This window comes from Phenylobacterium sp. GW821-FHT12F10, from assembly GCF_058806695.1.
This window is the reverse complement of the sequence record NZ_JBXAPY010000001.1, coordinates 1,715,597-1,732,366: the sequence shown is the minus strand read 5'-3', so window position 1 is coordinate 1,732,366 and position 16,770 is coordinate 1,715,597. Positions and strand designations below refer to the sequence as shown.

The 16,770-nt window shown below is 69.0% G+C and carries 16 protein-coding genes and 3 tRNA genes; 14 read left to right on the top strand and 5 right to left on the bottom strand.

Translation table 11 applies throughout. From position 1 onward, the window contains the following. The first annotated feature begins 7 nt into the window (after positions 1-7). The 7 genes from AC1RN5_RS08680 (at position 8) to AC1RN5_RS08650 (ending at position 3,023) form a co-directional block, all read left to right on the top strand. Positions 8-82 (top strand) — tRNA-Glu (locus tag AC1RN5_RS08680). A gap of 174 nt (positions 83-256) precedes the next feature. Continuing rightward, positions 257-886: a cold-shock protein gene (locus AC1RN5_RS08675; protein ID WP_493040797.1), complete on the top strand. Its 630-nt coding sequence runs from the start codon at positions 257-259 to the stop codon at positions 884-886. A 72-nt stretch (positions 887-958) separates the two neighbouring features. Continuing rightward, a complete protein-coding gene (locus AC1RN5_RS08670) occupies positions 959-1,753 on the top strand; it encodes a glutaminyl-peptide cyclotransferase (RefSeq protein ID WP_493040796.1) in 795 nt (264 codons plus the stop codon). Continuing rightward, entirely contained in the window at positions 1,750-2,187 is a 438-nt protein-coding gene (locus AC1RN5_RS08665) for a PaaI family thioesterase (RefSeq protein ID WP_493040795.1), read from the top strand. The genes AC1RN5_RS08670 and AC1RN5_RS08665 overlap by 4 nt, the downstream gene beginning before the upstream one ends. Positions 2,188-2,519: 332 nt before the next feature. Then, positions 2,520-2,596, top strand: a tRNA-Pro gene (locus AC1RN5_RS08660). Positions 2,597-2,631: 35 nt separating this feature from the next. After that, positions 2,632-2,937: an ETC complex I subunit gene (locus tag AC1RN5_RS08655; protein ID WP_493040794.1), complete on the top strand. Its 306-nt coding sequence runs from the start codon at positions 2,632-2,634 to the stop codon at positions 2,935-2,937. Positions 2,938-2,946: 9 nt separating this feature from the next. Next, positions 2,947-3,023, top strand: a tRNA-Arg gene (locus AC1RN5_RS08650). A 4-nt stretch (positions 3,024-3,027) separates the two neighbouring features. Here AC1RN5_RS08650 and metC read toward each other — a convergent pair. Continuing rightward, the gene (metC, locus tag AC1RN5_RS08645; protein ID WP_493040793.1) at positions 3,028-4,185 is read right to left on the bottom strand and encodes a cystathionine beta-lyase; all 1,158 of its coding nucleotides are present in this window, start codon (positions 4,183-4,185) and stop codon (positions 3,028-3,030) included. A gap of 85 nt (positions 4,186-4,270) precedes the next feature. Between metC and AC1RN5_RS08640 the strand changes: the two genes are divergently transcribed. From AC1RN5_RS08640 to AC1RN5_RS08630, 3 genes are all read left to right on the top strand, one after another. Beyond that, positions 4,271-5,368, top strand: coding sequence for an amino acid ABC transporter substrate-binding protein (locus AC1RN5_RS08640; RefSeq protein ID WP_493040792.1), 1,098 nt, complete (start codon positions 4,271-4,273; stop codon positions 5,366-5,368). Positions 5,369-5,481: 113 nt separating this feature from the next. Continuing rightward, positions 5,482-6,756, top strand: coding sequence for a cytochrome P450 (locus tag AC1RN5_RS08635; RefSeq protein ID WP_493040791.1), 1,275 nt, complete (start codon positions 5,482-5,484; stop codon positions 6,754-6,756). Between the two features lie 134 nt (positions 6,757-6,890). Continuing rightward, positions 6,891-8,393: a DUF1570 domain-containing protein gene (locus AC1RN5_RS08630; RefSeq protein WP_493040790.1), complete on the top strand. Its 1,503-nt coding sequence runs from the start codon at positions 6,891-6,893 to the stop codon at positions 8,391-8,393. Here AC1RN5_RS08630 and AC1RN5_RS08625 read toward each other — a convergent pair. The 4 genes from AC1RN5_RS08625 to AC1RN5_RS08610 are packed head-to-tail and all read right to left on the bottom strand — an operon-like array spanning position 8,390 to position 12,006. Further along, the gene (locus AC1RN5_RS08625; protein WP_493040789.1) at positions 8,390-8,881 is read right to left on the bottom strand and encodes a GNAT family N-acetyltransferase; all 492 of its coding nucleotides are present in this window, start codon (positions 8,879-8,881) and stop codon (positions 8,390-8,392) included. The two genes, AC1RN5_RS08630 and AC1RN5_RS08625, sit on opposite strands and share 4 nt — an antisense overlap. Then, on the bottom strand, positions 8,878-9,714 hold the full coding sequence (gene sseA / locus AC1RN5_RS08620) for a 3-mercaptopyruvate sulfurtransferase (protein WP_493040788.1): 837 nt from the start codon (positions 9,712-9,714) through the stop codon (positions 8,878-8,880). Before sseA ends, AC1RN5_RS08625 begins: the two co-directional genes overlap by 4 nt. Then, on the bottom strand, positions 9,711-10,709 hold the full coding sequence (locus tag AC1RN5_RS08615; RefSeq protein ID WP_493040787.1) for a cysteine synthase A: 999 nt from the start codon (positions 10,707-10,709) through the stop codon (positions 9,711-9,713). Before AC1RN5_RS08615 ends, sseA begins: the two co-directional genes overlap by 4 nt. Positions 10,710-10,752: 43 nt before the next feature. Further along, positions 10,753-12,006, bottom strand: coding sequence for a class I SAM-dependent methyltransferase (locus tag AC1RN5_RS08610; protein WP_493040786.1), 1,254 nt, complete (start codon positions 12,004-12,006; stop codon positions 10,753-10,755). A gap of 191 nt (positions 12,007-12,197) precedes the next feature. Here AC1RN5_RS08610 and kdsA point away from each other — a divergent pair, with 191 nt between their 5' ends. The 4 genes from kdsA to AC1RN5_RS08590 are packed head-to-tail and all read left to right on the top strand — an operon-like array spanning position 12,198 to position 16,748. Continuing rightward, the gene (gene kdsA, locus AC1RN5_RS08605) at positions 12,198-13,049 is read left to right on the top strand and encodes a 3-deoxy-8-phosphooctulonate synthase (RefSeq protein WP_493040785.1); all 852 of its coding nucleotides are present in this window, start codon (positions 12,198-12,200) and stop codon (positions 13,047-13,049) included. 55 nt (positions 13,050-13,104) lie between these two features. Beyond that, entirely contained in the window at positions 13,105-14,565 is a 1,461-nt protein-coding gene (rfaE2, locus tag AC1RN5_RS08600) for a D-glycero-beta-D-manno-heptose 1-phosphate adenylyltransferase (protein WP_493040784.1), read from the top strand. After that, the gene (gene rfaD, locus AC1RN5_RS08595) at positions 14,562-15,560 is read left to right on the top strand and encodes an ADP-glyceromanno-heptose 6-epimerase (protein ID WP_493040783.1); all 999 of its coding nucleotides are present in this window, start codon (positions 14,562-14,564) and stop codon (positions 15,558-15,560) included. Before rfaE2 ends, rfaD begins: the two co-directional genes overlap by 4 nt. Positions 15,561-15,563: 3 nt before the next feature. After that, positions 15,564-16,748 carry a DUF3089 domain-containing protein gene (locus tag AC1RN5_RS08590; RefSeq protein ID WP_493040782.1) on the top strand — a complete coding sequence of 395 codons (1,185 nt, stop codon included), beginning with the start codon at positions 15,564-15,566 and terminating at the stop codon, positions 16,746-16,748. The last annotated feature ends 22 nt before the right edge of the window (positions 16,749-16,770 follow it).

The following is a 16,770-nucleotide window of genomic DNA, read 5'->3' as shown; positions in this document are numbered from 1 at the left end:
CCGCTGCGGTCCCTTCGTCTATCGGTTAGGACGCCAGGTTTTCAACCTGGAGAGAGGGGTTCGACTCCCCTAGGGACTGCCACGCGAAACCGCCCCTGAGGCGACGGCGAACGCCCACGCATCGCGCATTGCGCGAGAAACACACCAGATGCGTGCATTTGGGTGAAAAACCCCCATTGACGGCTCTCCTGTTACGAGAACAGTGTTATAACTGGCCAGTATCCGTAGGGATTGGGAGATCGGGCCAGAGGGGCAAATGTCTGGTTACGAATATGAGGGTGTGGATTCGCACGAAGACGCGGTGCGGATCAGTGGGCGGATCAAGTGGTTCGACGCGGGCAAGGGGTATGGCTTCATCGTTCCTGACGATCCGGGCCAGACCGACCTGAAAGATGTTCTCCTGCATGTGACCTCGTTGCGTAACTCCGGGCGCGAGAACGCCCTGGAGGGGGCGATCATCGTCTGCGACGTGATCCGCCGGCCCAAGGGCTGGCAGGTGTCGGAGGTGGTGGACCTGGACGAGAGTTCCGCCCCGCCGCCGGCCGAGCGCCGCAGCCGCGACGACGGATTCCGGCGCGACCGCGACGGCTTCGACCGTCACGGCGGCTTCGACCGTCCGAGCGGCGGCTTCCAGGCCCGCAGCCCCCGTCCCACGCCCCAGGCGCGCGGCCCCCTGGAGCGGGCCAAGGTCAAGTGGTTCAACCGCGCCAAGGGCTATGGCTTCGTCGTGCGCGACGGCGAGCCGGGCGACATCTTCGTCCACATCGAGACCCTGCGCCGCTCGGGTATCGAGGACCTGCAGCCCGGCGACGACGTGATGGTCCGCTTCGCAGAGGGGCCCAAGGGCCTGGTGGTGGCCGAGCTGGAGTCGATCGGCATGGCCTGAGGCCGGCTGCGCCTTGCCTCCGCCACGAGGCTCCCGCAAAGGATAGGCCCGTCCTCGCCCAGGGAGCCTGGTTTGCCGTCTTCGATCCTCCGGCCGCTGGCCGCCCTGTGCCTGGCCCTCGTCGCGGTGATGGCCGGCGGTCCGGCCGCCGCCCTGGTCCCGGTTCAGGGCTATGAGGTGCGCGCGTCCTATCCGCATGACACCGGCGCCTTCACCGAGGGCCTGTTTTACCTGGACGGCGTCCTGTTCGAGAGCACCGGCCTCGAGGGCCGCTCCTCGATCCGCAAGGTGCGGCTCAAGGACGGGGTGGTGCTGCAGTCCAAGGCCCTCTCGCCGGCCTATTTCGGCGAGGGCATCGTCAACTGGGGCGGCGAGCTGATCAGCCTCACCTGGCGCGATGGCGTCGGCTTCCGCTGGGACCTGAAGAGCTTCGCCCAGAAGGGCAGCTTTCGCTATCCCGGCGAGGGCTGGGCCCTGACTCAGGACGGCAAGCGCATCATCATGAGCGACGGCACCCCGACCCTGAGGTTCCTGGACCCCAGGACCCTGAAGGAGACCGGCCGCCTGCGGGTGACCGCCGACGGCCGCCCGGTTCCCAACCTCAACGAGCTGGAGTGGGTGAGGGGCGAGATCCTGGCCAATATCTGGCTGACCAACCGCATCGCCCGCATCGACCCCCGCACGGGCGCGGTGAAGGGCTGGATCGACATGAGCGGCCTGCCGGAGACCGGCCCCGGCCGCGATCCCGACGCGGTGCTCAACGGCATCGCCTATGACCGGGACCACGACCGCCTGTTCGTCACCGGCAAGAACTGGCCCCGCCTCTACGAGATCGTCCTGAAACCCGTGAAAGCCGCCGCCCCATGAAGCCCGACCCCGCCGCCGAGATCGTCCCGCCGGAGGGCTTCATTCGCTCCCAGGGCCGGGGCGACTTCTCCACCATCAACGGCCCCTACTATCATCGGGCGCAGCAGGGGGAGCTGACCGAGCAGGCCTTCTTCGCCGAGCAGCGCCACGCCAACGGCCTTGGCCTGGTGCATGGCGGCATGCTGACCGCCTTCCTGGACGGTCTGCTGGCGGCCGCCGTCTGGCGCGAGACCCAGACCCGCTCGGTGACCATCCACCTGTCGGTGGACTTCCTGCACATGGCGCGGGTGGGGGAGTGGGTGATGGGGGATGCGCGCGTCACCCGCGCGACCCGGGACGTGGCCTTCGTGGAGGGCCGCGCCTATGTGGGCGGTCACGACGTGGTGCGCGCCTCAGGGGTGTTCAAGCTGATGCACCGGCGCACGCCGGGCTAACCCAGGGCCATCTTGGCCACCAGGCTCGCGCCGACGATGGCGGCCGCGGCGATCAGGCTCACCCGGATCGGATCGCCGTACTTGTCCCAGAACTTGGCGCGCTTGCGCATTTCCATGCGCCGGACCCGTTTGGACTTTTTCTTCAACCCCAGCATTGCACCCCCGTTCCTCCCGCGAGACCTAGCAGCCCAGCCCTGCAAAGGTCGAGCCGAGGCCGATGCGACAGATTGTAAATCGATCTCGCGGGCCGTGGGTCGCTGATTGCGCCCTGCGGCCTCCTATCATTTGCGACAGAGGCCAAAGCCTTATATCCCACGGCCGCCGGTGCTTTTCGGGGTGTAGCGCAGCCTGGTAGCGCATCTGGTTTGGGACCAGAGGGTCGGAGGTTCGAATCCTCTCGCCCCGACCAGCACCGGCCAAACGAAGTCATCGCCAGGAATCCACATGCTCGCGCGCATCTACCGTCCGGCCAAGAACGCCATGCAGTCCGGCAAGGCCAAGACCAAGGACTGGCTGCTGGAGTTCGCGCCCGAGGACGCCCGGGCGTCGGACCCGCTCATGGGCTGGACCCAGACCAAGGACACCGACGGTCAGATCCGCCTGTCCTTCGACACCGCCGAGGACGCCGTGGCCTACGCCCAGGCCCACGGCATCGCCTTCCAGCTGTTTGATCCCAAGCCCGCCAAGCGCATCATCAAGGCCTACGCCGACAACTTCGCCTTCAACCGCAAGCAGCCCTGGACCCACTAGGTCCGCCAAGCGCCCTTAGCTCAACTGGATAGAGCACCTGCCTTCTAAGCAGGCGGTTGCAGGTTCGAGTCCTGCAGGGCGCGCCAGGGCCTAGGCCGAGCGGAACGCGTCCAGGCCCTTCCGCAGGTCGGCGATCAGGTCCTCGGCATTCTCCAGACCGATGTGCAGCCGCATCAACGGGCCGCCATAGTCGCGGCGGTGCTTGCGGGTGTGGAGCTGGGGGTCGCAGGAGATGGCCAGGCTCTCGAACCCGCCCCAGGAAAATCCCAGCCCGAACAGGTCGAGCGCATCGAGGAAGGCGTTCACCGCCCCCTCGGCGCCGGGCTTGAACACGAACCCGAACAGGCCGCAGGCGCCGACATAGTCCCGCGCCCAGAGATCATGGTCGGGGCAGCCGGGCAGGGCGGGGTGGAGGATTTCGGCCACCTCCGGCTGCTCCCGCAGCCAGGCGGCGATGGCCAGGCCGCTCTTGCCCTGCCGCGCCAGGCGGACGGGCAGGGTGCGCAGGCCGCGCAGCATCTGGTAGGCGTCCTCGGGCGCCACGGCCCAGCCCAGATGGGTGATCCCGTTCTCCAGCTGGCTCACCAGGGTCGGATCGGACGCCGCCGCCGAGCCCATGAAGACGTCGGAGTGGCCCCCCACATACTTGGTGAGCGCCTGGACGCTGATGTCGACGCCCTGGGCCAGGGGCTTGATCAGATAGCCCGCGCCCCAGGTGTTGTCGGCGAGGGTCAGGATGCCCCGCGCGCGGGCCAGCCGCGCCACTGCGGCCATGTCCTGCATCTCGAAGGAGAGCGAACCGGGACTCTCCATGACGATCAGTCGCGTGGCCGGACCCGCGCCGGCCACCAGGTCCTCGGGGCTCTCGCGGGGATCGAAGTAGCGGACGCCGACCCCGAACCGCTTCAGCACATGGTCGCAGAACCGGCGGGTGGGCTTGTAGATGGTGTCGGTGACCAGCACCTCGTCGCCAGCCTTCAGCACCGCCAGCATGGCGCCGGTGAGCGCCGCCAGGCCCGAGGGGTACAGGCAGACGCCCTGGGCCTCCTCCATCCCGCACAGGGCGTCGCGCAGGGCGTCGTGGGCCGCCAGGCCCTGGCGGCCATAGGTGATGAAGCCCTCGTCGTCATAGAGCGCCTCGGCGTTGGGCAGCAGGACGGTGGAGCCCTTCTGGATCGGCGGGCCCACGGTCTTGGCCAGCGACTTGGGGGCGGCGCCGGCGCGGATCAGGCGGGTTTCTTCGGCCATGCGGGTTGACGGCTCGGAACGAACAGGGGCGACAATGCCCGTCCCCCTTAGAACCTTGGTGAGGCCCGTGATCAAGGAGCGCCGCATGTGGAAACGACGAACCCTGGCGCTGGGCCTATGCCTCTGGCTGGCCGCCTGCGGGGACGCGTCGAAGTCCACCACGGCCCCGGCCGCCACCGCCGTGACCGCCACCGATCCCGCCACCCAGGTGCTGCGGGCCAAGGCCAGTCCGACGCTGGCGGCGGTGAAGGCCCGCGGCTGGCTCGCCTGCGGCGTCCACCCTGGCCTGGCGGGCTTCGCCTTCGCCGACGACAAGGGCGCCTGGCGCGGCTTCGACGTCGATGTCTGCCGCGTGGTGGCCGCCGCGGTGCTCGGCGACCCCAAGGCGGTGCGGTTCACGCCGATCCCGGCCCAGGACCGCTTCGCCGCCCTGAACAGCGGCAAGATCGACGTCCTGTCGCGCAACACCTCCTGGACCCTGGCCCGCGACGCCGGCGGGCTGGATTTCCCCGTGGTGACCTATTTCGACGGCCAGGGCTTCCTGGCCCCGCGGGCCCTGGCGCTCGCCAGCGCCGACGAACTGAACGGGGCGCGGATCTGCGTCCAGGCCGGGACCGCCAGCCAGGACAACCTGGCCGACTATTTCAAGCTGCGCGGCCTGACCTATCGCCCGGTCGTGGTGGCCACCGAGGCCGAAGCCCGCGACACCTACCAGGCCGAGCGCTGCGACGCCTTCACCGCCGACGTCTCGGCCCTGGCCTCGGCCCGCTCGCTGATGAACAACCCCAACGCCCACGTGATCCTGCCGACGGTGATCTCCAAGGAACCCCTGGGGCCCGTGGTGCGCCAGGACGATCCGGCCTGGACCGATATCGTGCGCTGGAGCGTCTACGCCGTGATGCTGGGCGAGGAATTGAAGCTCAACGCCGCCAACGTGGCCAAGGCCCGCGACTCCTCGCCCGACCCGCGGGTGCGCCGCCTGCTCGGGGTGGAGGGCGATCTCGGCCAAAGACTGGGGCTGAAGGCCGACTGGGGCTTCCAGGCCATCCATCAGGTGGGCGCCTACGACGAGATCTTCCGCCGCAACCTGGGCCAGGGCTCGGCCCTGAAGCTGGAGCGCGGCCTCAACGCCCTGTGGAACGCCCCGCAGCCGGGCCTGCACTATCCGCCCCCGGTGCGGTAGGGCGCGCGGACGTCGCCAGATGGGCCTTGCAATACAGCGTTCGGTTCGTCGTGATTGACCCAACGACAAGAGAGCGTGCGCCCATGAGGCCTCGCCAGTCAGGGAGAACCACCATGAGCGACGGGTCCGTCGACATCCGCCATGAGGCCCGCGAGCAGGCCGCGGCCCTGCCTCTGGACCAGCTCAACCCCGCCCAGGCCGAACTGTTCAGCCAGGACGCCATGTGGGCCCAGTTCGAGCGCCTGCGCCGGGAAAGCCCGGTCCACTACACCGCCGAGAGCGACTACGGCCCCTACTGGTCGATCACCAAGTACAACGACATCATGGCTATCGACACCAATCACCAGGTGTTCTCCTCGGCCGACGGCATCGTTCTGCAGAGCCTGGAGTCCAAGGCCGAATCGGCCGGTCGTCCGACCCGCCCCAGCTTCATCTCCATGGACCCGCCCAAGCACGACGTGCAGCGCAAGGCGGTCAGCCCCGCCGTGGCGCCCCACAACCTGGCGCAGATGGCCCCGGTGATCCGCGAGCGGGCCGGCGCCATCCTGGACGGCCTGCCGATCGGCGAGACCTTCGACTGGGTGGACCTGGTCTCGAAGGAGCTGACGGCCATGACGCTCGCCACCCTCTTCGACTTCCCCTTCGAGGACCGCCGCAAGCTGACCTACTGGTCGGACATGATGACCAACCCGCCGGGCCACGGGGTCTGTGAGAGCTGGGAGCAGAAGCGCAGCGAGCTCACCAAGTGCTTCGACGCCTTCGACGGCCTCTGGGCCGACCGGATCAAGGCGACCGCGCCGAAGTTCGACATGATCTCCATGCTGGCCCACAACCCGGCCACGCGGGACATGGGCGAGCACGAGTACCACGGTAATGTCACCCTGCTGATCATCGGCGGCAACGACACGACGCGGAACACCATCTCCGGCTCGATCTACGCCCTGAACCAGAACCCGGCCCAGTACCGCAAGCTGCGGGAGAACCCGGCCCTGATCCCCTCCATGGTCTCGGAGACCATCCGCTGGCAGACCCCGCTGGCCCACATGGCCCGGACCGCGACGGAGGACTACGAAATCGGCGGCAAGACCATCCGCAAGGGGGACCGGGTGGCCATGTGGTACGTCTCGGGCAACCGCGACGACGAGGTCATCGCCAATCCCGACAACTACATCATCGACCGCGAACGGCCCCGTCAGCATCTGTCCTTCGGGTTCGGCGTCCACCGCTGCGTGGGCAACCGCCTGGCCGAGCTGCAGCTGCAGATCATCTGGGAGGAGATCCTGGCCCGCTTCCCCACCGTCGAGGTGATGGCCGAGCCGCAGCGGACCCACTCGGTGTTCGTGAAGGGCTACGAGACCCTGCCGGTGCGGATTCCGACGCGGAACTAAGCTTTTCCTCGACGCGCGCCCTGCGTGCGTTAGCCTCTCTTCGCAACTGAGGGAGGGGCGAGATGACGATGCGCAGGGAATGTTCGCTGAGGCTTGGGATCAGCGCACGCGTTCTCGCCCTCCTCGCGCTCGCCGTGTCGGTGACTATCCCGGGACTCGCCCAGGCCGCCTGGGTGCGGGCCGAGACTGATCGCTTCATCGTCTACAGCCAGGGCCGCGAGGAGCGGGCGCGCAGCCTGGCGGTGAAGCTCAACGCCTATGATGCGGTCCTGCGAGTCATGAACCCTGGGGCGGGAAAGCGCCTGCCGACCCGCAAGCTCGAGGTCTACCTGCTGTCCAATCCGGCGGAGATGAAGCTGGTCAGGCCGGGGCCGGATCAGAACATCGGCGGCTTCTACACCTCGTCCAACATGGGCATCTTCGCCTTCGCCTACGACGGCACGAAGTACTTCGAGGCCGACGACGCGCTATTCCACGAATACGCCCACCACTTCATGCTGGAGAACTTCCCCGCCGCCTATCCGGCCTGGTTCGTCGAGGGCTGGGCTGAGTACTTCATGACCACGCAGATCACGCCGACCAGCGCGCGGATCGGAGCTTACAACGAGAGCCGGGTCTATAGCCTGCTCCGCATGGACTGGCTGCCCCTGGAAACCGTCCTGTCGAAGGGACCGATGGAGCTTACGGAGCAGCAGCGCTCGGCCTACTACGCCGAGGCTTGGTTCCTGATGCACTACATGCGCAGCGACGAGGCTCGCGCGGTCCAGATCAACAAGGCCAGCGCCGCGATCGCCGCCGGGGCCGATCCGGTGAAGGCGATGGAGGCGGCGACCGGCATGGACATGGCCAAGCTGACCCATGTCCTCAAGCGCTACATCAAACTCCCGATGCTGGTGATGACCAATCCCACACAGCCGCCCCAGGTCACGGTCACCGTCCTCCCGCCATCGGCGGACGACCTGCTGCTGCACAATGCGCGGCTGTCGCTGCTGAACTACGGTCCCGACCTGCCCTTCCTGGCTGAGGTGCGCCAGCGGGCGGCGCGCCATCCGGGCGACAAATTCGCCGAGCTGACCCTGGCGCGCGCCGAGTGCGCGTTCGGTGACGCCGCGGTCTGCGACGCGATCTTCGCCCGGTGCCTGGCCACCGAACCCGACAATGTCGAGCTGTTGCTCACCGCCGGAACCAGCCAGCTCGACGCGAGCTATCTCACCCCCGCGAGCCGGTTGTCCCGCGCGCGAGCGGCGCGGGCCTATCTCGGCCGCGCGTACCAATTGGACAAGGGAGACTATCGCGTCCTGCTCAGCTATGCCGAGAGCCGGGCGCTCGAGCCGGCCTATCCAACCGACAACGACATCAAGGTGCTGTTGGAGGCCCGGGCCCTGGCGCCGTCGGTTCAGGAGACCTCGATTAGGGCCGGCGTGGCGCTCCTGAGAAAGGGGCGGCGCGCCGAGGCGTTGAAGATACTGACCCCCATCGCCAACAGCCCGCACGGCGGCGGCATGACGACCTATGCCCGCTCGCTGGTGGCCGGGAAAAGTGACGAGGACTCCCAGGCCGACGCCATGAAGGCACCGGAATCGACCACGCCGCCCCCGCTGCCGCCCACACCGCAGAAGGGCCAGCCCAAGAGCTAGAGCGTCAGGCGCATCGGCACGCGGTCGGTGAGGCCGCGGGCGGCTTCCTCGGCGAGGATCGCGCCCAGGACGACCGGGGGCTGGTCGAGGATCTGGAAGCCCAGGCGGGCATAGAAGGGGCCGTTCCAGGGAATGGTCCGGAAGGTGGTCAGGGTCGCCGCGCGGTAGCCGGCCGTCCGCGCCGCGCTCAGGGCGGTGTCCATCAGCGCGCGGCCGATCCCCTTGCCCTGATGGTCGTGCGCCACGGCCAGCTCCAGGATGTGGAGGCCGCCGGCCAGCGGCTCGGTGGAGATGAAGCCCACCACCACGTCGGCAACTTCGGCCACCCACACGCCGCCGGTCGCGATCAGGGGCGGATAGGTGTCGGCCTGCGCCACGATGTCGTCGGCGATCCAGGCCTGGTCGCTGCCGCGGAAGGCCTCCCCCGCTGAACGCTCGATCTGCGGCAGCAGGTCGATGTCATCGAGGGTCGCCAGGCGGACCCTCAAGGACCGGTCACCACGGCGGTGTCGGTTCGCCCGCCCCATTCGGTCCAGGAGCCGTCATAGACGGCCACGTCCTCCCGACCCAACCGGGCGAGCGCCAGGGCCACGACGGAGGCGGTGACGCCCGAGCCGCAGGTGGTGACGATGGGGGCGGCCAGATCGACCTTGGCGGCGCGGAACAGCGCCTTCAGTTCGTCGGCGGTCTTCATCGTGCCGTCGGGGTTCAGCAGGCTGTCGAAGGGGGTGTTGCGGGCGCCTGGCATGTGGCCCGAGCGCAGGCCGGCGCGGGGCTCGGGCGCCTCGCCCCGGAAGCGGGCCGCACCGCGGGCGTCCACCAGCTGGGCGGCCTTGGAGCTCAGCAGGTTCTTCACAGCGCCCAGGTCGCACACCAGGCCGGCGTCGAGGCTCGGACTGAGGGTGGTGACGGGCAGGGCGGCCTGCCCAGCCTCGGTCGGTCGGCCCTCCGCGAGCCATTTCTTCAGGCCGCCATCCAGGACGAACACCTTCGAAAAGCCCATCACCCTCAGGGTCCACCAGACCCGGGCCGCCGAGCGGATGCCGAAGCTGTCATAGGCCACGATCGTGGCGTCCGGCGACAGGCCAAGCGCGCCCGCGGCCTCGGCGAAGTCCTGCGCCGTCGGCAGCATGTGGGGCAGGTCGACGGTCCGGTCGGCGATGGCGTCGATGTCGAAGAAGACCGCGCCGGGAATGTGGGCCTCCAGGTAGTCGGCGTGGCCCTCGCGCCCCTCGTTCGGCATGAACCAGGTGGCGTCCACCAGCTGGACCTCTCCCAGGTGGGCGGCCAGCCAGTCGGTGGAGACGAGGGGATCGGTCATAGCCAGCCGGGGACCGGGAGGCCCCGCTCCTTCAGGAACTGCGGATTGTAGATCTTGCTCTGATAGCGGGAGCCCTGGTCGCACAGGATGGTCACGATGGTGTGGCCGGGACCAAGGTCCTTGGCCATGCGGATCGCGCCGGCGACGTTGATCCCCGTGGAGCCGCCCATCACCAGGCCCTCGTGCTCCACCATGTCGTAGATGGCCAGCAGCATCTCCTCGTCGCCGATCCGGTAGGCGTGGTCGACGGTCAGGCCCTCCAGGTTGGCGGTGATCCGGCCCTGGCCGATGCCCTCGCTGATGGAGGTCCCTTCCGACTTCAGTTCCCCGTCGGTGAACCAGCTGTAGAGGGATGCCCCGTGCGGGTCGGCCAGGCCGATGGCCACGTCGGGCTTTTCGGCGCGCAGGGCCTGGGCGATGCCCGCCAGGGTCCCGCCCGAGCCGACGGCGCAGATGAATCCGTCCACCTTGCCGGCGGTCTGGGCCCAGATCTCGGGGCCCGTGGTCTCGACGTGGGCCTGGCGGTTGGCGACATTGTCGAACTGGTTGGCCCAGATGGCCCCGGCCGGCTCCCTGGCGTTAAGTTCTTCCGCCAAGCGCCCGGAATAGCGGACATAGTTGTCGGGATTGGAGTAGGGAACCGCGTCCACCTCCACCAGCTCCGCGTCCAGGAGGCGGATGGCGTCCTTCTTCTCCTGGCTCTGGGTGCGCGGGATGACGATAGTGGTCCTGTAGCCGCTGGCCCCGGCGACCATGGCCAGGCCGATGCCGGTATTCCCCGCCGTGCCCTCCACGATCCGCCCGCCAGGCTTCAACAGGCCGCGCCGCTCGGCGTCGCGGATGATGTAGAGCGCCGCCCGGTCCTTCACGGACTGGCCGGGGTTCATGAACTCGGCCTTGCCGAGGATCTCGCAGCCCGTGGCCTCGCTGGCGCGGGCCAGGCGGATGAGCGGCGTGTTTCCGATGGCGTCCAGGACGCTGTGTGCGACGGTCATCCCCGCTACTTAAGGGGCGTCGGCGCTCCAGAACAGGGGGCGGTCAGGCCTTTGACAGGCCAAGCTGCACCACGTCGGTGCGCCCGGTGCGGAAACCGGCGTCGCAGTAGCTGAGATAGAACCGCCAGATCTTGCGGAACTTCTCGTCGAAGCCGAAGGCCTTGATCTCGTCCCAGCGGGCGTCGAACCGTTCGGCCCACTGGGCCAGCGTATCAGCGTAGTCCTGGCCGAAGCGGGAGATGCCGGTCCAGGCGAGGCCCGCCCTGTCGGTCTCTTCCTTCAGCCGACTCTCCGAAGGCAGCATGCCGCCGGGGAAGATGTATTTCTGGATGAAGTCGGCGCGCCGCCGGTAGTCCTCGAACAGCGCCTCCTGGATGGTGATGATCTGCAGCCCGGCCCGTCCGCCCGGCGCCAGGACCTGGGCGATCTTGTTGAAATAGGTGGGCCAGTAGCGTTCGCCGACCGCCTCGAACATCTCGATGGAGGCCACCCGGTCGAATGTCCCCTCGACGTCACGATAGTCGATCAACCGGATGTCGGCCTTCTCGGCCAGGCCCTGGTCGAACATCCGCTTCCGGGCGAAGTCATACTGGGCCTGCGAGATGGTGATGCCGGTGACCTTGGCGCCCACCTCCTTGGCCGCGAACTCGGCGAACCCGCCCCAGCCGCAGCCGATCTCCAGCACGCTCTGGCCGGCCTTCAGGTCCATGGTCTGGGCGAGCGTCGCGTACTTGTTGCGCTGGGCGTCGGCCAGGCTCTGGCCGGGGTGGTCGAAGCGGGCCGAGGAATAGGTCATGCTGGGGTCGAGCCAGCGGGAATAGAAGTCGTTGCCCAGGTCGTAGTGGGCGTGGATGTTCCGCTTCGAGCCGCGACGGGTGTTGCTGTGCAGGGCGTGGTTGATGAAGTTGAACACGCCGACGATCGGGTTGCCCTGGGTGATCCGGCGCAGGTTGTCGTAGTTGAGCGAAAAGACGCTGAGCACCGCGGTCAGGTTGGGGGTGTCCCACTCGCCGGCCGCATAGCCCTCGGCGAAACCGATGTCGCCGGCCGCCAGGGCGCGGCGGATAAAGCGGAAGTCCCGCACCACGATCCGCGCCTGCGGGCCGCCTTCGCCCTCCAGCTTCAGCTCGTGGCCGTTGGGCATGACGAAGGTGAGCTCGCCGGCCATCCAGTTCCGCGCCATCAGACGCAGCGCGGTGCGGAAGATCTCCGGCACGTCGGCCAGGGCCGGCAGCCTGCGGAAGGCGCGGGGGGAGGCCGCGAGGGCCACGAGGGACGATTCATGCGCCAGGGTCATGGTCGCAACTCCCGATCTCTTAACGGCATAATAACACTGGTTTGGCGTCGGGAAAAATCGAGTGACCCTTGCTGAACCTACGGCCCTGTTTGGGCCACGGATGCAGGCGATCAATTGCCGCTTGTGAAGAGCCCGTCCGCGCGCCACTTAGGCGCCGACCGCAAAGCCCCTGACCGACCGGAGCCCCGTCCATGGCCGTCCTGACCCTGAACAAGTGGAACATCTCGATCGGCGACGGCCAGCCGCTGTTCGTGATCGCCGGCCTCAACGTGCTGGAGGACCTGGAGCTGGCGCGGGTCACCGCCCGGCATCTGAAGGGGATCACCCGCGACCTGGGCCTGCCCTTCGTCTTCAAGGCCAGCTTCGACAAGGCCAACCGCTCCTCGATCCACAGCTACCGCGGGCCGGGGCTCGAAAAGGGCCTGGCGATCCTCAAGGCGATCAAGGACGAATTCGACGTTCCGATCTGCACCGACCTGCACGAGGTCAGTCAGGCCGAGCCGGTGGCCGAGGTCGCCGACATCGTGCAGATCCCGGCCTTCCTGGGCCGGCAGACCGACCTGGTCGTCGCCACGGCGCGGGCGACCCACGCCCGGGGCGGGCTGCTGCACCAGAAGAAGTCCCAGAACATGGCGCCCTGGGACACCAAGCAGATGGTGGACAAGGTCCGCGAGGCCCTCGGCGGCGCCCAGATCAGCATCCTCTGCGAGCGCGGCACCACCTTCGGCTACAACAACCTGGTGGTGGACATGCTGGGCATCGGCGAGATGCAGAAGCTCGGCGTCCCCGTCACCATCGACGCCACCCACGCGGTCCAGCTTCCGGGCGCCGATCCCCGCACCCAGGGCGCCTCCACCGGCGGCCGGCGCGAGGGCGTTCCCACCATCGCCATGGCCGCGGTGGCCGCCGGCGCGGACGGCGTCTTCCTGGAATTCCACCCCAGCCCCGACGACGCGCTCTGCGACGGGCCGAGCACCCTGCCGCTGGACCGGGCCGAGGGCCTGCTGCGCACGTTGAAAGCCATTCATACGGCGCGGTCCTGATGCCATAACGGGCGGCGTCTTGACCGCAACGGCCCGAGACCGCACAGGCGGACCCATGGACCTCTCGACCCTGCAGCAACTTCTCAGCCGCCTTTCGGGCCAGCGCGTGGTGTGCGTGGGCGACCTGATGGTGGATCGGTTCGTCTATGGATCGGTGACGCGGGTGTCGCCGGAGGCGCCGATCCCGGTGCTGGCGCGCGAGCGGGAGCTGGTGATGCTGGGCGGGGCGGGCAATGTGGCGCGCAATGTGGCGGCGCTCGGGGGTGAGGTGGCCCTGATCGGCCTGGTGGGTGGCGACGGCGAGGGTCACGAGGCCCTGCGGCTGATCGGCGACAAGACCGGCATCGAGGGCTTCCTGGTCACCGATCCCGACCGGCCCACCACGCTGAAGACCCGCTTCGTCTCCGGCGGCCAGCAGCTGCTGCGGGTGGACCTGGAGCACAGCCGCCCGGCGACGGGGGATGTGGAGGCCCGCCTGGTGCGCACCATCGCCGACGTGGCCAGGGGGGCCGGGGCCATCCTGCTGTCGGACTATGGCAAGGGGGTCGTCACCGACGCGGTGATCGCCGCCTGCCGCGAGGCCGGTTGTCCGGTGATCGTCGATTCCAAGGCCCGCAGCTTCCTGCGCTATGGCGCAGTCGACGTGATCAAGCCCAACGCCGCCGAGCTGGCCTACGCCACCGGCCTGCCCACCGCGACCAACGCCGAGATCGAGGCGGCGCTGGCCCACGCCCTGAGCCTCTGCGAGGCCAAGGCCATCCTGGTCACCCGCGCCTCCAAGGGCATCAGCCTGGCGGTCCGCGGCCAGCCGGTGGTCCACTTCCCCACCGCGGCGCGGGAGGTGTTCGACGCCTCGGGGGCCGGGGACACCACGCTCGCGGCGCTCGGCCTGGCGCTGGCCGCCGAGGCCCCCATGGCCGAGGCCATCGCCTTCGGGATGCTGGCCTCGGGCGTGGCGGTGGGCAAGGCCGGCACCGCCACCGTCCTGCCCGAGGAATTGATCGAGGCCGCCCTCACCGCCCACCTGGCCCCGGCCGAGCACAAGATCGTCACCCCTGAGCGGATGGCCGACGAGATCGCCCGCTGGCGGGCCAAGGGCCTGCGGGTGGGCTTCACCAACGGCTGCTTCGACATCCTGCACCGCGGCCACGTCACCTATCTGAACCAGGCCCGCTCCTGGTGCGACCGCCTGGTGGTGGGGCTCAACTCCGACCGCTCGGTCAAGGCGCTGAAGGGGGAGGGCCGTCCGGTCAACGACCTGGAGGGCCGCGCCATGGTGCTGGCCGGTCTCGGCTCGGTGGATCTCGTGGTGCCCTTCGACGAGGACACCCCGATCCGGCTGATCGAGGCCGCCCGGCCCGAGGTGCTGATCAAGGGCGCCGACTATTCGGAGGACCAGGTGGTGGGGGGCGACCTCGTCAAGGCCTGGGGCGGCGAGGTGCGCCTGGCCCAGATCGTCGAGGGCTATTCCACCACCGCGGCCATCGCCCGCATGACCGCCAAGGAGACCACATGACCCGCCGTATCGCCTTCGTCACCGGCGGGGCCGGCTTCATCGGCTCCAACATCGTCGCCAAGCTGGCGGAGGATCCCAGCCTGGACGTGGTGGTCTGCGACTGGCTGCTGGAGGCCGACCTCGGCAAGTGGCGCAATATCGCCAAGCACCCGATCGGCGACTTCGTCGCGCCCGAGGCCATGTTCGAGTGGCTGGAGAAGCGCTGGCGCGACATCGAGATCGTCGTCCACATGGGGGCGGTCTCCTCCACCACCGAGCCGGACGCCGACAAGATCGTCCACGCCAACTTCACCCTCAGCCGCGACCTGTTCCGCTGGTGCGCCGACCGTCAGCGCCGCTTCGTCTACGCCTCCTCGGCGGCCACCTATGGCGACGCGACCGACTTCGACGATCGCGACGACCTGGCCTCGCTGGCGGCTCTGCGGCCGCTCAACACCTATGGCTGGTCCAAGGCCCTGTTCGACCTGTTCGCCGCCCGCCAGGCGGCCCGCGACTACGCCCCGCCCCAGTGGGTGGGCCTGAAGTTCTTCAACGTCTACGGCCCCAACGAGGAGCATAAGCACTCCATGAAGTCGGTGGCCTCGCAGATCTGGCCCAAGGTCGCGGGCGGCCAGGCCGTGCAGCTGTTCAAGTCCTACCGCGAGGGGATCGCCGACGGCGGCCAGACCCGCGACTTCGTCTATGTCCGCGACGTCGCCGACGTGGTGGCCTGGCTGGCCAAGTCCGAACAGGTCAACGGGGTCTACAACCTGGGCTCCGGGACCGCGCGCACCTTCGAGGACATGGCCAAGGCCGTCTTCGCCGGCGCCGGTAAGCCCGCGAAGATCGAATACACCCCCATGCCGCCGGCCATCCGCGACAAGTACCAGTACTTCACCCAGGCCAGGATGGACCGCCTCAAGGCCGCCGGCTTCAACCAGCCCATGACTCCGCTCGAGGACGGCATCGCCGACTACGTCCAGAACTACCTCGCTCAGCCCGACCCCTACAGGTAGGCGATGGCGCAGCGTCCCAAGGGCTTCAAGCGTCTGGTGTCCGCCGCCGCCGTGGCCTTCCTGGGCCTGGTGATCATGGCCGCCTTCGTCTGGCGCGACGACATCGCCAGCAACGCCCTGGACCCCAAGGAGCCGTTCCAGACCTACCGCCCGCCGGCGGCGCCCGACTACACGCAGCGCGCGGCCTGGGCCCTGCTGCCGGCCAAGCCCGACGTCTGGACCGCGGGCGATCCTCCCGCCGACGTCTTCTTCGTCGCCCCCACCACCTTCGACGGCGGCCGCGACTGGAACAGCCCCATCGACGACGTGCCGGCCGACAAGTTCTTCCGCCGGGTCGTCGCCCCCAACTATGCCGGGCCCTTCGTCCGGGTCGGGCGGCTGTTCGCGCCCCGCTATCGCCAGGCCAGCCTCTACACCCTGCTGACCCTGAGGGAGGACGCCCGCGACGCTCGCCGCTTCGCCTATGCCGACGTGGCCGCCGCCTTCCGCCAGTACATGGCCGCCGACAATAAGGGCCGCCCCTTCATCATCGTCGGGGTGGAGCAGGGGGGCACGATGGCCTCGCGCCTGCTGGCCGAGGAGGTCGCCCCCGATCCCGCCGTCCGCGCCAAGCTGGCGGCCGCCTACCTCATCGAGACCGTGGTGCCCGCCGACGATCCGCCCCTGCCGCCCTGCCTGCGGCCGGGGGAGCCGGGCTGCCTGGCCGCCTGGGCCTCGGCCTTCGACCGCGACATCGAGCGGGTCCAGGCCCTGAAGGACCGCTCCCTGGTCTGGGACTCCCACGGCGACCTGCAGAATCTCGCCGGCCGCGCGCCGCTCTGCTTCAACCCCCTGCTGGGGGCGGTCACCAACGCCGAGGCCCCGGCCAAGCTGAACCAGGGGGCGGCCAACGCCACCGGCCTGGAGTGGGGCGCGCGGCCCGCCTTCCTCACCCGCCAGGTGTCGGCCCGGTGCGACGGCGGCATCCTGCGGGTCTCGAGGCCCAAGCCCAAGATGCTGAAGAGCGCCGGCTCCTGGGCCGACAAGCGCAAGGTGCCGGGCTACAACCTCTTCTATGGCGACCTGGAGGCCGATGCGAAGGCCCGCGTCGTGGCCCTGACCTCCAATCCCGACTTCGCCCGCCCCGCGCCCCCGATCACCGAGGTGCGGGCCGTGAAGGGCTACACGGTGCACCGGATCGACCGGTAGGGCGCCACAATTCCAGCCAAGC